The organism is Streptomyces sp. NPDC048473, assembly GCF_043200155.1.
In the GTDB taxonomy this organism is placed as follows: Bacteria; Actinomycetota; Actinomycetes; order Streptomycetales; family Streptomycetaceae; genus Streptomyces.
This window is the reverse complement of the sequence record NZ_JBICXE010000027.1, coordinates 82,720-96,413: the sequence shown is the minus strand read 5'-3', so window position 1 is coordinate 96,413 and position 13,694 is coordinate 82,720. Positions and strand designations below refer to the sequence as shown.

Sequence of the window (13,694 nt, the reverse complement as noted above, 5' to 3'; positions counted from 1 at the left end):
CATGACCGTCACCACGCTTGAGAAGAAGGCCGGCGAGAAGGCGGCCACCGTCGAATTCCAGGGCCTGCGACGGGAGTTCGGGCCGACACTCGCTCTCGACGGACTCGACCTGACCGTGCAGCCGGGCGAGCTGCTGGCTCTGCTCGGTCCGTCCGGCTGCGGCAAGACCACCGCGCTGCGCATGCTCGCCGGGTTCGAACAGCCGGATGCCGGTGCCGTGCTGGTCGACGGCGAGGACGTCAGCCGCATCCCCGTCCATCGCCGCGGCGCCGGGATGGTCTTCCAGTCGTACAGCCTCTTCCCGCACCTCGACGCGCTCGACAACGTGGCCTTCGGACTGCGCATGCGCAAGGTGCGTACGGCCGAACGGCGGGAGCGTGCGGCCGAGTTGCTGGAGCTCGTCGGCCTCGCCGACAAGGCGGAGAGGTTTCCGCACCAGCTCTCGGGCGGCCAGCAGCAGCGCGTCGCCCTGGCCCGCGCCCTCGCGCTGCGCCCGCGCGTCCTGCTGCTCGACGAACCGCTGTCCGCGCTCGACGCCAAGGTACGGCTGACGCTCCGCGAGGAGATCCGGCGGCTTCAGCAGGAGCTCGGCATCACCACGCTGTTCGTGACCCACGACCAGGAGGAGGCCCTGTCCACGGCGGACCGGGTCGCCGTGATGCGCGCTGGACGGCTCGAACAGTGCGCCGCCCCGGCCGAGTTGTACGGACGTCCCGCCACCGCCTTCGTCGCCGAGTTCGTGGGCACAATGAGCCGGATTCCGGGACGACTGGCCGAGGGGGCCGTCGAGGTGCTGGGGCGGCGGCTGCCGGTGGACGGGCAGGCGCCGACGGTGACCGAAGTGGACGTCCTGGTGCGGCCCGAGGCCGTGGAGGTACGCGCAGACGGCGACGGGGACGCGCGCGTGGTCGCCACCGCGTTCCTCGGCGCTGCCACCCGGGTCACCGTACGGCTCGCCGACGGCACGGAGGTGAAGGCCGACCTGCCGACGCACGAGGCGGTCGCGCTCGGCTCCGGGGCCGCAGTGAGCGTGTCACTGCCGCAGCGGCCGGTGTTGGTGGCCGAACGCATGCGTTGACCACAGAACACACCCCTCACGCAAAAGAGACAGAACCCACCCCCACGTGAAAGAGAGCACCGTGACGCGACTCCCACTCCAGGCCGTGCTGTTCGATATGGACGGCACGCTCGTCGACACTGAGCGGCTGTGGTGGGAGGCGGTGGAACAGGTCGCCGGGCGCTCCCTGACAAAGGCGGACCAGCCGGAGGTGCTCGGTCGGCCGGTCGAGCACACCGCCGCGTGGCTGAGCGCGGCCACGGGCCGGCCGTTCGCGGACGTCGCCGCCGCGCTGCACCGGGAGTTCACCGACCGCGTCCGCACCGGCATCGTGCTCCGCCCGGGTGCACTCGCCCTCCTCGACGCCCTCGCCGTCGAGGGGATCCCCACCGCGCTGGTCACCGCCTCCTCCCGGGCCGTCGCAGACACCGTCCTCGCCTCCCTGGGCGCCGACCGGTTCGCTGTGTCCGTCACCGCCGACGACACCGAGCGCACCAAGCCCGCACCCGACCCCTACTTGGCCGCCTGTAGCGCCCTCGGCGCCGACCCCGCCCGCTGCGTGGCGGTCGAGGACACCCGGACCGGCGTCGACTCCGCCGAGGCGGCCGGGTGCGCGGTGCTCGCGGTCCCGTCACTGGCGCCGATCGAGACGGCGCCGGGACGGACGGTGCTGGCCAGCCTGGAAGGGGTCACTCCCGAGCAAATGCGCGCCCTGGTCGCCCCTCGGCTGCGCGTGCTGAGCTGGAACCTCTGGCACGGCGGGACGAGGGTCGACGACCACCGGTCCAAACAGCTCAAGGTCATCCTGGACACCGGGGCCGATGTCGTGGGCCTGCAGGAGACCGGCGGCACCGCGGCCCAGGAACTCGCCGAGGCGCTCGGCTGGTACCACCACCGGGCGGGCGAAAACCTCGGCATCATCAGCCGTCACCCGGTCACCGCTCGCCTCGGCGACCCCGCCGTCGGCTTCTACGGAGCGGCGGGCGTCCGCATCCGCATCGACGGAGCGTACGAAGTGGACGTGTGGACCGTCCACCTCCACTACACGCCGTACGGGCCCTACGAGGCCGCCTTCGACGGACTCCCGGCTGCCGAGCTGATCGCTCGCGAGGAGGTGCGGCTCGCGCAGATGCGGGACGCGCTGCGGTGGATCGCCGAGGCGTCCGACGCCACGACGCCCGTGGTGCTCGTCGGGGACTTCAACACCCCCTCCCACCTGGACCGGCCGGACGTCGCCTGGCCGGTGACGAAGGCCGCGGAGGAGGCCGGCCTGCGCGACTCCTACCGCGAGGCCCACCCGGACCCGATCGCCGACCCCGGCCACACATGGTCCCCCATCCACCCCGAACACGAGGACGGCAGCGGCCGCCCCGAGCCACAGGACCGCATCGACTACGTCCTCCACAACGGTCGGGGCCTCGGAGTCCTCGACTCCCGCACCGTCGTCACCGGCACTCCGTGCGCCTGGCCCGACGTCGCCGGCAACGACTGGCCGTCGGACCACGCGGCGGTGCTCACGACCTTCACCCTGGGCCGGCCGGAGTGACCCACGCCGTCCACCGTCATAGCTCGGCTGAAGCTCCTTCCCAAGGGCTCTCCCGTAGTCCCTGGCAGGCGCACGACGACGGCACGCAGAAGGACCAGAGCCCCCGGCCTTACCCAGAGAGCCGATGCCCCGGCCCGGTATTCCCGAACTGCGCCTACGGAACCGAGCGCCTGGCTGTCAGCGGCAGGCCGGATCATGCCCGATCACGGGGAACAGAGGCGAAAGCGACGAGGCGTACGTCGTCGACCTGTGCAATCAGGTGCTTGGCGAAACGGCCCTGACGCAGCACAGGTTCGACTGGCTCCTGGGAGACCCGGGGGCGAGCGGGCGGCGCGCCAGGCTGCCCGTCGACGCCTACTGGCCCCGCTCGCCAACTCGTCGTCGAATACCATGAGTTGCAGCACGACCAGCCGATGTCGCACGTCGACAAGCCGGACAGGCTGACCATCAGCGGCGTCCACCGCGGCGAACAGCGGACCCTGTACGACGCCCGACGCGACACCGAGATCCCCGCCCACGGCCTGCGGCTCGTCGCCATCCGCCCCGCCGACCTCGACGCGGACAGCCGCGGCTGCCTGCGCCGCAACCCGGAGTCGGACATCACTGCACTGCACAAGATCCTGGCGCACGACAGTGACGAGGACCGGGTCACGGACGCCTTCCGTACCTGGCTGCCGGCCCAGGGCTGGACACTGAGCACCTCGCCCAGGTCGTCCTTGCCGGATGCCACCAACTCCTCGGCGGCGCATATCCGTTCGGACAGTTCCCCGAACTCGGCGGTCGCCCGAGCGAGCACGTACTCGATGGTCGCACCGGCTGGAAAGCCCGGCTCCTGCGGCAGGAACCCCACCTGGCCCGCGACCGCGCGGACGACCTGACCGCGCCGCAGCGGCAATTCACCCGCGAGGCCGCGCAACAGCGTCGACTTCTCCAGCCGGGCCACTCGATGGCTGAGCGTGGACCGGACGACGTGGCACCGCTCGGCGGCGCGGGTGAAGCTCGCGGTCTCCGCCACCGCGAGGACGTAGCGCATCTGCTGGAGATCCAGTGATCCATCGTGAAACACGATGGGTCGGATGACAAACATGCGTTGGACCAATGGATGCCTGCTCGGCGATGCTGAAGTCAAGGGCAGGCCACGGCAGTCAGCGACCAGCCACCGCCCCGGACCGGCGAGGTCCGGAGCCGCCGGCCCCGTCCTGCCACCACCGGCGCCCCGGCCGACCCGACCCTGCGGAGACACCCATGCGCGTGATTGCCTTCGACCACCTCGTCCTGAACGTCGCCGACATCGAGCGCTCGCTCGCCTTCTACACCGGCCCGCTGGGGCTGCAACCGGTGCGGGTGGAGGAGTGGCGGGCCGGCAAGGTCTCCTTCCCGTCCGTGCGGGTGAGCCCCACCACCATCATCGACCTCGTCGAGGCGCCCGACGAGCGGCCGGAGGGCTCCAACGTCGACCACATCTGCCTGGTGGTCGAGCCGCTCGACTGGCAGCAGGTCATCGATTCCGGCGTCTTCACGGTGCTGGACGGTCCCGGTAAGCGCTTCGGCGCCCAGGGCACCGCGGTCTCCCTCTATGTGCAGGACCCGGACGGCAACACCGTGGAACTGCGCTGGTACCCGCAGGACGCCTGAGGGCCCCCACGGCGGCCTGACGAGGCAGTTTCACGGCGCCTCCAAGGAGCGACACGGACGTGACGCCAACAGTGGCAGCGGAGGCAGATGCGCCAATTGGCGCATTGCGTGTCAAAGTTCTACAGCTGTCAAGTTCTGGTGCTCGTCGTACCGGTGTTGCCTGTGCAGTCACTTAAGGCACGTGATCCCGCGTAGACCGATCAGATAGGACCGCATTTCCCCTTTCGGGTGAAATGGCGCCATGGCCATTGACGCACTCCCTTGTCAGTGGGCTACTTCGCGTAACGAACAGTTGTGGTGGTCGACGGACAGGCTGGCCCGATGTGCTCCCGTCGTCGACCCGATGAATTCAAGGAGTCCCTTATGGCGGTCTCACCGAACCAGGGATCCACCGGCGGCGGCGACGCAGTGACACTCACCGGCAGCCACTTCACCGGCACCACCGGCGTGCGCTACGGCTCCAGCCCGGCTCCGAGCTTCACGGTCGTCAGCGACACCACCACCGCCACCATCACCCCCTCCGGCCATGGCCCCGTGCCCGTCTCCGTGACAACCCCCGGAGGAACGGGAGTCGTCGGCACCTTCTACTACCTGCCGCCGCCCTCTTTCCGACTTACTCCACCACCCGCGGGCCCCCTGGCAGGCGGCAACACAGTGACTCTCGCAGGCCTCGGCCTCGACACCACGAGCGAGGTCCGATTCGGAACGCAGGCCGCCGCGTTCACCGTCGACTCCGACGGCCATCTCACCGTGACCGTCCCCGCGGCGCTCTCCGCGGGCCCGGTCGCAGTTACCGTAAGTACCAGGGGCGGAATCGCCGGCGGAGTCACCTACACCTACCTCGGCCCGCCTTCCATCGCCGTCGTCACCCTCGACTCAGGCCCGGTGGACGGTGGGAATCTTGTCGTCATCACCGGGACGGCGTTCTCCTACACCACCGGCGTCTCCTTCGGCGGCACACCCGCCATCTCCTACCGGATCGCCTCGGACACAGAGATCGATGCCCTGGTACCAGCTGGAGCACTCGGCTCGGCCGATGTCTCCGTCACCACCCTCGGCGGCACTACCACCGCCTCGGGCGCCTACACGTATCTGGGACGCTTCGCGGTGCTGGGTGGACAGTCCGTCACCAACACCGGCCTCTCAAGCGTCACCGGAGACCTGGGAGTGAGCCCAGGAGTGTCCATTACCGGATTCCCGCCCGGCCAGGTGAACGGAACCATCCACAACGCGGACGCGGACGCCCTTCAGGCCCACGCCGATCTGATCGCGACGTACGACAACGCCGCCGGCCGGATCCCGGATGCCGGCATCTCCGGAGACCTCGGCGGCCTGACGCTGACTCCCGGCGTCTACAACGCGGCCTCTTCCATCGGGCTCACCGGCACGCTCACGCTGGATGCCCAGGGCAACCGCAACGCCGAATGGATCTTCCAAATCGGATCGACCCTGACGACTGCAACCGCAAGCAGCGTGCTCCTCACCAACGGCGCCACGGCCCGCAATGTCATCTGGCAGATTGGAAGTTCAGCAACCCTGGGCACCGACACCGCCTTCGTAGGCAGAATCCTGGCCGCGATCTCGATCACTGTGACCACCGGTGTAACCGTCAACGGCCAGACCCTGGCCCGTGACGGGAGCGTAACCCTGGACACCAACACAATCGCCCGCCCCTGGTGAAGGACCGACACGCCCCGAGAGACGCGGCAGCCGCCTGAGGCAACCTGGACCCTGCTCAGGTCGTGCCTGTTCCCGTAGGGGCGGCCCGACCGTCGTACGGGGTGAGCGGCGGCCGGTGCGTGCCGCACGACGCGGATTGCTGGTTCTCCGATCGGATCACGCGGCGCAGGGTGGTCCGCGTGGCGGCGAGATCGTCTTCCGTCGCGATCAGCCGGCCCTGCAGTTCGTTGCGCGCCCGCTCCTGGGCGAGGGCGTCTTCGAGACGCTGGTTGACGACGGCGAGTTCGTCGACGCGGGCGCCGAGGTCGGCGCGACCTGGTCGATCTGCTGGCCCAGGGAGCGGCGCAGGGTGGCTTGAGGCGTTCGGCTTTCTCGCGCAGCCGTCGGTTGTCCTCCCGGGTGATCTGTTGTTCGACCTTCCAGCCGGCCGGAGCCTTCCGGGCACCCTCCTCGCGCGGCTGACGGGTCTGGCGCCGGTGGGCCTGGCAGTTCGCGCTGGAGATGCTCGACGGACTGGCCGCCATCGGGCTGCGGCCCGCGGTGCTGGTCGCGGATGCCGGCTACGGCGCGAACGCCGACTTCCGGCATGCCCTGGAAGACCGTGGTCTGGCCCACGCACTGCAGGTCAAGGGAGAACTGACCGCGCATCCCGAGACGGCCGAACCCCACTGGCCACCCCCTGACGGCCTCGTGCCCCGGCCGCTGCCCCGCTACCGCACCCGCTCGGTGAGCCTGCGCGAGCACGTGCTGGCTGCCGGACGTCACCAGGCGGTGACGGTCACTTGGCGCAAGAGCTCGAAAGCCGCGATGACCTCCCGCTTCGTGTTCCTGCGGGTCCGGCTCGCGGGACGTCGTCCGAAACCCGCGCCCGACGGTGTCATCGGCCTGCCCTGGCTGATCTCCCAGTGGCCCGAGGGCGGATCTCGAACCTGCCTGCCGACATCCCGGCACGGGATCCGGTCCGGTTCGTGAAGTTACGCCGGCGCATCGAACACGACTACCGGGAGCTGAAGGCCACCTTCGGACTCGACCACTTCGAAGGCCATTCGGCATGGATCGGGCGAGTGGTGGCGAGACGGTCGGGTGTGGTCGGCGTCGCCGTTGTCATGGCCCGCCGTGCTGCTTGGGACGAGGACGATATAGCAGCGCGGGTCCGCGGCCTGTGGGTCAACGCCCGCATGACCGTTCCGTCGGGGAAGCCGCTGGGCGACTTCATTGATCCGTTCGCCCTGGAAGTCCACCGAGCCATTGACACCGACCCTTCGTCTGACGGCACTGTGCTGCCGACCTGAGTCGAGCGGGACCATGACATCCGGCTGAGGAAGATCGTGGATGACGCTGCGGGCGGAGCGAGCCAGCTGGTGATGCTGGGGGCTCCTCCAGGGGCAGGACGAGGGCCCACTGGGAATGCAACCGGCAGCTTCCCGACGACTCCCCGGGGGCGGCAGTTGCCGGCCGCCGCGCCACGCGTAGCCCGTGGGGATGACGCCAGGGGCGCCATCCGGAGCAGCCGGGCCGCGCCGCGGCCCCGGGGCACGGCTCGGCAGGCACGGCGCGGACGGACCGCGCCGGTTGCGGGTCAGCGGCGGTCGGGCAGACTCCAACGGTACGGAGCGATGAGCCGGTCGACCGACTCGGGGCCCCAGGAGCCCGGGGTGTACGGCTCGACCGGCGGCGGGTTCGCCAGCAGCGGGGCGGATGCCTCCCACAGACGCTCGATCCCGTCGGAGCGGGTGAACAGGGACTGGTCTCCCAGCATCGCGTCCAGGATGAGGCGTTCGTATCCTTCGAGCGCGTACATCGAGTTGAAGGAGTCGCCGTAGTCGAAGACCATCCCGGCTTCCTCCAGGCGCATGGCAGGGCCGGGCTCCTTCACCAGGAAGCGGGCGGCGATCCGGCCGGGGTCGTCGAAATCGATCACCAGCTCGTTGTTCCGGACTTCTTCGGAGCCGCCCTGCGCGGACAGCGGGAACATGCGCAGGGCCGGTTCCCGGAATCCGAGCGTCACGACGTGCCGTCCTTCTCCGAGCGACTTGCCCGAGCGCAGGAAGAAGGGCACACCGGCCCACCGCCAGTTGTCGAGTTCGACGCGCAGCGCGATGAACGTCTCGGTGTCCGACCCGGGATCGACGCCCGGCTCGTCGCGATACCCCTCGTACTGGCCACGGACGACCTGTGCCGGGTCCAGGGGCCGCATGGACTGGAAGACCTTTTCCTTCTCGTCCCGCAGCGACTTCGCCGTGAGTACGGCCGGGGGCTCCATCGCCACGAATCCCATGAGCTGGAAGAGGTGAGTGACGATCATGTCCCGGAAGGTGCCCGTGCCTTCGAAGAACTGTGCCCGGCCCTCGATCCCGATCTTCTCCGGCACGTCGATCTGCACATGGCTGATGTGGTCGCGGTTCCAGATGGGCTCGAAGAGACCGTTGGCGAACCGGAGGGCGAGGATGTTGTCGACGGACTCCTTGCCGAGGAAGTGGTCGATGCGGAAGATCCGGGACTCGTCGAACACGGAGTGGATCGTCGCGTTGAGGGCCTGGGCCGAGGGGAGATCTGTGCCGAAGGGCTTCTCCACGATGACGCGGGCGTTCTCGGCGAGGCCGGTCGCGCCCAGCATCTCGATCACGGAGGCGAAGGCCTTCGGCGGCACAGCGAGGTGGAACAGCCGGCAGGGTTTGCCTCCGACGGCCTGCTCGGCCTTCCGTACGGCCGAAAGGAGCGGCTCGGGGTCGTCGGGGTCCGCCGCGCCGAATGTCAGCGCTTCCTCGAACTCCTGCCACTCCGGGCCTTCCGGCTTCGATCTGCCGAATTCGGCGGCCGCCTCCCGGGCCCGTTTGCGGAAGTCGTCGTCGCTGAGCGCGGCCTGGGACGGTGCCGAGCCGACGATCCGGTAGCGGGCCGGCAGCAGCCCGGCCTTGGCGAGATGGAAGAGTCCTGGCAGGAGCTTGCGCCGGGCGAGGTCACCGGTCGCACCGAACAGCACGATGACGTGGTCTTCGGGGACCGGACCACTGCTTTCGGACCGGGGGCCGCTGGTCATGGTTCACCGCGCCTTCTCGGCGTGACCGCCGAATTCGCCGCGCATCGCGGACAACACCTTGTCCCTGAACTCGCCCAGCCCGCGCGATTCGTACCGCTCGATGAGCGCGGCGCTGATGACGGGCGCGGGCACGCTCTCCTCCACGGCCGCGACCACCGTCCACCGGCCCTCTCCGGAGTCGGAGACCCGGCCGGCGAAATCGTCGAGTTCGGGCGAGCGGGACAGCGCGTCGGCCACGAGGTCGACCAGCCAGGAGCCGACGACGGAGCCGCGGCGCCACACCTCGGCGACCTCGGCCACGTCGATCTCGTACTGGTAGGCCTCGGGCTCGCGCAGCGGGGCGGTCTCGGCGTCGACGGAGCGCGAACGCAGGCCCGCGTCCGCGTGCTTGATGATGCCGAGCCCCTCGGCGATGGCGGCCATCATCCCGTACTCGACCCCGTTGTGGACCATCTTCACGAAGTGGCCTGCGCCGCTCGGGCCGCAGCGCAGATAGCCCTGGGGTGCGGTCCCGTCGGTCCGGGTCCTGCCGGGGGTGGGTTCGGCGTCCCCGGTGCCCGGGGCGATGGCGCGGAAGACGGGGTCCAGCCGGGCCACCGCCTCTTCCTCGCCGCCGATCATCAGGCAGTAGCCCCGCTCCAGGCCCCAGACACCGCCCGAGGTCCCGCAGTCGACGTAGTGGATCCCGCGCGGAGCGAGCTGCTTCGCCCGGGTGATGTCGTCCCGGTAGTACGAGTTGCCGCCGTCGACGACGGTGTCACCGGGGTCGAGCAGGGCGGCCAGCTGGTCCAGTGTCGGCTGCACCACGCCGGCGGGGAGCATCAGCCAGACGTTTCTGGGCTTTTCCAGCTTGTCGACCAGGTCGCGGAGGGAGGAGGCCGCGGTCGCCCCCTCCTTCTCGAGCTCCTGTACGGCCTCCCGGTCGAGGTCGTAGACGACACAGCGATGGCCGTCACGCATCAGCCGGCGCACGAGATTGGCGCCCATCCGGCCGAGCCCGATCATGCCGAGCTGCATGGGTGTGTCAGTGGTCATGGCCGACTTCCCGTTCTTCAGAGCGCGGTGGTGACGAATGACTGCGTTGGCGGACGAGCCGTGGCCGGGCTCCGGCCCCTGGGCGGTGCCGTCATGTCTCCCTTGCTCTGCGCAATGTGCACGCCGGGGGTGCGGAACGATAAGCCACGAGGGGCACCCCAGTGAGCGCCGAACTGTTCGGCCGTTCAGAACCTTTGAGGGCTTCCTGAACCACATCCGGAATTTCAGCAGTCAGGCCCGGGTCCTGGGCCTACTTTATGAGTGCATTCTTTGACCTTGGGATGACGCTCAGTCAATACCGCGAGGAGATTTTAACAGTTCCGGTGTCCTGTTCTCGGTCTGCGAGGGTCAATATCTTGAAGGGTTCGCCATCCGAAAGAGATCTGTATTCGCCGCTCATCACAACCACTCCCGACCACACTCACCCTGAAGTGGGCTCACCTTCGGTGGCCCGCTTGGTGTGTCCGGCCTTGCGAGCGGCCTCGGTCAGTGGCCCCTTGCTCGTGACCGAGCCCCTAATTTAGCGCCGGCGAATGATGGGACCGGGCATGCCGGGCCGCACAGGGGCCGGGAATCCTGTCTTCTTTGCGCATCTGCTGCAGCAGACCGGAGGCAAGGGGTTCTCGACTCCCTTGCGGTCGAACACTTCATCTTATTCACATTCGAGAAGACGGCTTATCATGAACATGGCTCCATCGGGTGGGATATCGAATCTGATCAAGTCAGTCAGCAGTAATTTGCCATCACCCTGGAAGTAAAGGACGGTGCTGGTAGGTTCTCTGCACGCTATGCAGGTGGCGTTCACAATTTCCCCACCGTTCCTCGCCAATGTCACTGAGTTACTCATGGCCACCCGTCCCGAAGCGGCGGGGCCACCTTCAGCAGACATTTCCATTTTCACCCCCTCACCCCTCAGGTCGCACCCCAGCGCGGCGGCGTTCTCGCGGAGTGTCCGGTTTGATCAGTAACCAAGCAGGTGATGGTTCGTCGTTGGAAGCCCGGGGGCGAAACGTAGGCAGGCACGGCTTTCGGTGATCACGAGGTGTCAAGTCCCTGATCACCACGACGGAAGACCGGGCCTGCCCGCTCATCATCGCCCACTCTCACCGGCTCCTGGCCCGCCTGACCGACGTACCCGATCCACGCCGGGCCCGGGCGGCGCCACCTGCTGGCGGCGCGAGTTCTCCACCTCCGCCTCCCAGGCGCCGAATGCCTCGGCCCTGGTCGAGGCGCTCGCGTCGTATGCTGCTTGAAAATCGATCTTGTCGGACCAGACCATCGGCGCGTCGTTGTCCTCGAACACCCGGCGGAAGAAGGCACGCTCCACTTCCGCCATGTGCCGCACCAGACCGAGCAGCGAAAGCGTCGACGGCGGCATCGACTGCTGTCGCAGTATCTCATCGGTGAGCCCCTCGCACTTCATGGCGAGGGTCGCCCGGTGATAGTCGAGGAAGGTCCGGAGCATCTCGCGCTCATTGCCCAAGTTGGGCGGGCCTATGCGATTGTCAGTACTCACGGTGTACTCCTCCTGTGTGTTTGCGCTCAGGGCCAGAATCTACTGGTCCAGGTTGTCCCAGGTGAGCCCTCACTTGCACGGTTCTTCTCTTCTTCCGTCGGCTCCACCAACGCCATCGCCAGCTCTCTCTCGACACGCTGGGCCGGACTGAGATGTCGTTTCTGGCCAGGTTTCCCCTGAACGAAACACCGGACACCGCCGACAGGATCGGGACACGGCGGGCTGGGAAGTGGACTTGGCGAAAACCAAACCAGCCCCAAGACCGACACCGAATAGCGGTCTGTCCATGGAGGACATCAACAGACACCGGTTCAACGCCCGCCGCCGCGCCACTGGCCTCGATGAGGCCCCTGGCTAACTCGTACACCACCGGGCTGATCTTCTTTGGTGCCTGCGGCCGCATCTGCCCCCTGCCGCAGAGCCCGGGACCAGCGGACCGGTCGGCCCCGAGGCCGTCAACTGCTGTGCAGGACAGGCTTAATCAGCTCGCTGGGGCCGCTTGCCGACGATATCGGCCAGCGAGGCCGTGGTGGTCCGCGGGCGCCGTTGAAGGTCGAGTTCGGGGCGGAGAATCGGGCGGGCCAGGAGCCGGACCAGGACGCGGAGGGCAAACCCGTAGGCCACCACCAGCCCGTGCCCGTTGGACTGGGCGCACCACAGTGTGAGGCCGAGGACCGGCACAGCGAGCGCAAGCAGCCGATGTTTCGGAGCGTCGGCTGGGGCGCTGACGCGCAGCAGGAGGGCTGCGGCCAGGGTCGCTCACCCCCGGTGAAACTTCCCACTGTTGGTGGACACCGGGTGGGCGACTCTGAAGTCGATGAACGAGTGCGCTGGGAATGGGCCTACCTGCGGCCCTGGACCAGCAACAGCGAACGCGCCGCGGCCCTGCCGGACTTCCTCCGCACCTACAGCCACCACCGCTGCCAGACCGCGCTCGGCGGCCGGCCTGCCATCAGCCGTGTGAACAACACTGCGAGCCAATACATCTGGCTAGGTCTTACGATCCTGGAGCTGATGGTGCTGGTTGCCATTGCGGTCGCCGGTCTGCAGGTCCAGCCGTCGGCCCCACCGTGTCGGTGGCGTGGGGGAGGCTGTCCAGGGACCGGCGGCCACCTCCTCGGAGTTGAGCACGTCCTCGCCGTAAAGATCCTGCAGCCAGTTGGTCTGGTAAATGGTGTCGAGGTATCGCTCGCCGAGGTCCGGGCTTACGGCCACCGCGGTGAGTTCGGGCGCGTCATGCCGGGCCAACCAGTCCATTGCTCCGCTGACCACCGTGCCGGTGGAGCCGCCGAACAGGAATCCGCGTCTGGCCAGACGATGGCAGGCACGGATGGTGTCCGCCTCCTCGACACGTATCACCTCATCCACATAGGACTCGTCGAGCAGCGGCGGGCGCACGCTCATCCCCAGGCCGGGAATCATCCGGCGGCCTGGCGAACCGCCGAAGGACACCGAGCCGACGCTGTCCACTGCGATGATCCGCACCGGCCGGTGCCACTCCCGGAAGTAGCGCGCGCAGCCCATCAGGGTTCCGGTGGTGCCGGCCCCGACGAACAGCACGTCCAGCTGCGGGAACTGACGGGCGATCGCCGGCGCTGTCTTGCGGTAGTGCGCCTTCCAGTTGCTTGGATTGGTGTACTGGCTGAGCCACACGTACCGGTCGTCGGAAGCGCACAGCGCGCGGACGTACTCGATCCGCGCGCCGAGATAGCCGCTGTTGGCCTCCTGCCCGGCTATCACGTGCACCTGGCTGCCCAACGCCTCCATCATCATCCTGGTCGACAGGTTGCCGCGGGAGTCCGTCACGCACAGGAACCGGTAGCCCTTGCTCGCCGCGATCATGCTCAGCGCCACGCCGAGGTTCCCGGACGAGGACTCGACCAGGATCGATTCCGGCGTCAGGACTCCATCCCGCTCAGCTGTCTCCACCATCTCGGTCGCGGCCTTCAACTTGATCGAGCCGGCGAAGTTGAAGCCCTCACACTTCAGGAAGAGCGAGTGCCCGAAGATCGACCGAAGGTCGACATAGAGCTCCTCTTCGTTGAAGGCGTAGGGAACGGATATGACGGGCACGATGGTCTCCTCTATCTGGAGCAGAGCACTTTCGGAACGTCCATCCGGCCCGTGGGCGGGCTTCTCGCTCTTGCGGGCGGGAGCCTGTGCCCAACCAAGCCGGACGGGGCCC

General features: G+C 68.4%; 13 protein-coding genes and 2 pseudogenes. 9 read left to right on the top strand and 6 right to left on the bottom strand.

From position 1 onward, the window contains the following. The first annotated feature begins 1 nt into the window (after position 1). From ACGFU7_RS33030 to ACGFU7_RS33020, 3 genes are all read left to right on the top strand, one after another. On the top strand, positions 2-1,078 hold the full coding sequence (locus tag ACGFU7_RS33030) for an ABC transporter ATP-binding protein (protein WP_393700756.1): 1,077 nt from the start codon (positions 2-4) through the stop codon (positions 1,076-1,078). 61 nt (positions 1,079-1,139) lie between these two features. Next, positions 1,140-2,603 (top strand): HAD-IA family hydrolase, encoded by a 1,464-nt coding sequence (locus ACGFU7_RS33025; RefSeq protein ID WP_393700754.1) that lies wholly within the window; start codon positions 1,140-1,142, stop codon positions 2,601-2,603. 413 nt (positions 2,604-3,016) lie between these two features. Beyond that, positions 3,017-3,481: a hypothetical protein gene (locus ACGFU7_RS33020; protein WP_393700800.1), complete on the top strand. Its 465-nt coding sequence runs from the start codon at positions 3,017-3,019 to the stop codon at positions 3,479-3,481. 46 nt (positions 3,482-3,527) lie between these two features. Here ACGFU7_RS33020 and ACGFU7_RS33015 read toward each other — a convergent pair. Next, positions 3,528-3,690 (bottom strand): annotated as a pseudogene (locus ACGFU7_RS33015) (LysR family transcriptional regulator); the annotation flags it as partial. A gap of 158 nt (positions 3,691-3,848) precedes the next feature. Here ACGFU7_RS33015 and ACGFU7_RS33010 point away from each other — a divergent pair. From ACGFU7_RS33010 to ACGFU7_RS32990, 5 genes are all read left to right on the top strand, one after another. Further along, positions 3,849-4,238, top strand: coding sequence for a VOC family protein (locus ACGFU7_RS33010; RefSeq protein ID WP_393700752.1), 390 nt, complete (start codon positions 3,849-3,851; stop codon positions 4,236-4,238). A 363-nt stretch (positions 4,239-4,601) separates the two neighbouring features. Further along, positions 4,602-5,918: an ice-binding family protein gene (locus ACGFU7_RS33005; protein WP_393700750.1), complete on the top strand. Its 1,317-nt coding sequence runs from the start codon at positions 4,602-4,604 to the stop codon at positions 5,916-5,918. Between the two features lie 136 nt (positions 5,919-6,054). Then, positions 6,055-6,276 (top strand): hypothetical protein, encoded by a 222-nt coding sequence (locus ACGFU7_RS33000; RefSeq protein ID WP_393700748.1) that lies wholly within the window; start codon positions 6,055-6,057, stop codon positions 6,274-6,276. 143 nt (positions 6,277-6,419) lie between these two features. Then, positions 6,420-6,890, top strand: coding sequence for a transposase (locus tag ACGFU7_RS32995; protein ID WP_393700747.1), 471 nt, complete (start codon positions 6,420-6,422; stop codon positions 6,888-6,890). After that, a complete protein-coding gene (locus tag ACGFU7_RS32990) occupies positions 6,887-7,210 on the top strand; it encodes a hypothetical protein (RefSeq protein WP_393700745.1) in 324 nt (107 codons plus the stop codon). The genes ACGFU7_RS32995 and ACGFU7_RS32990 overlap by 4 nt, the downstream gene beginning before the upstream one ends. Positions 7,211-7,497: 287 nt before the next feature. Here ACGFU7_RS32990 and zwf read toward each other — a convergent pair whose 3' ends face one another. From zwf to ACGFU7_RS32970, 4 genes are all read right to left on the bottom strand, one after another. Continuing rightward, entirely contained in the window at positions 7,498-8,958 is a 1,461-nt protein-coding gene (zwf, locus tag ACGFU7_RS32985; RefSeq protein ID WP_393700744.1) for a glucose-6-phosphate dehydrogenase, read from the bottom strand. Between the two features lie 3 nt (positions 8,959-8,961). Further along, a complete protein-coding gene (gnd, locus tag ACGFU7_RS32980; protein WP_393700742.1) occupies positions 8,962-9,993 on the bottom strand; it encodes a phosphogluconate dehydrogenase (NAD(+)-dependent, decarboxylating) in 1,032 nt (343 codons plus the stop codon). Between the two features lie 1,090 nt (positions 9,994-11,083). Then, positions 11,084-11,458: a DUF664 domain-containing protein gene (locus ACGFU7_RS32975; RefSeq protein WP_393700797.1), complete on the bottom strand. Its 375-nt coding sequence runs from the start codon at positions 11,456-11,458 to the stop codon at positions 11,084-11,086. 528 nt (positions 11,459-11,986) lie between these two features. Then, positions 11,987-12,190 carry a hypothetical protein gene (locus ACGFU7_RS32970; protein ID WP_393700741.1) on the bottom strand — a complete coding sequence of 68 codons (204 nt, stop codon included), beginning with the start codon at positions 12,188-12,190 and terminating at the stop codon, positions 11,987-11,989. 153 nt (positions 12,191-12,343) lie between these two features. On the opposite strand from ACGFU7_RS32970, the pseudogene ACGFU7_RS32965 reads away from it, so the two are divergent. Continuing rightward, positions 12,344-12,493: pseudogene (locus ACGFU7_RS32965) on the top strand (IS481 family transposase); the annotation flags it as partial. Between the two features lie 6 nt (positions 12,494-12,499). On the opposite strand, the gene sbnA reads toward ACGFU7_RS32965, so the two are convergent. Then, positions 12,500-13,582 (bottom strand): 2,3-diaminopropionate biosynthesis protein SbnA, encoded by a 1,083-nt coding sequence (sbnA, locus tag ACGFU7_RS32960; RefSeq protein ID WP_393700739.1) that lies wholly within the window; start codon positions 13,580-13,582, stop codon positions 12,500-12,502. Positions 13,583-13,694 lie beyond the last annotated feature (112 nt).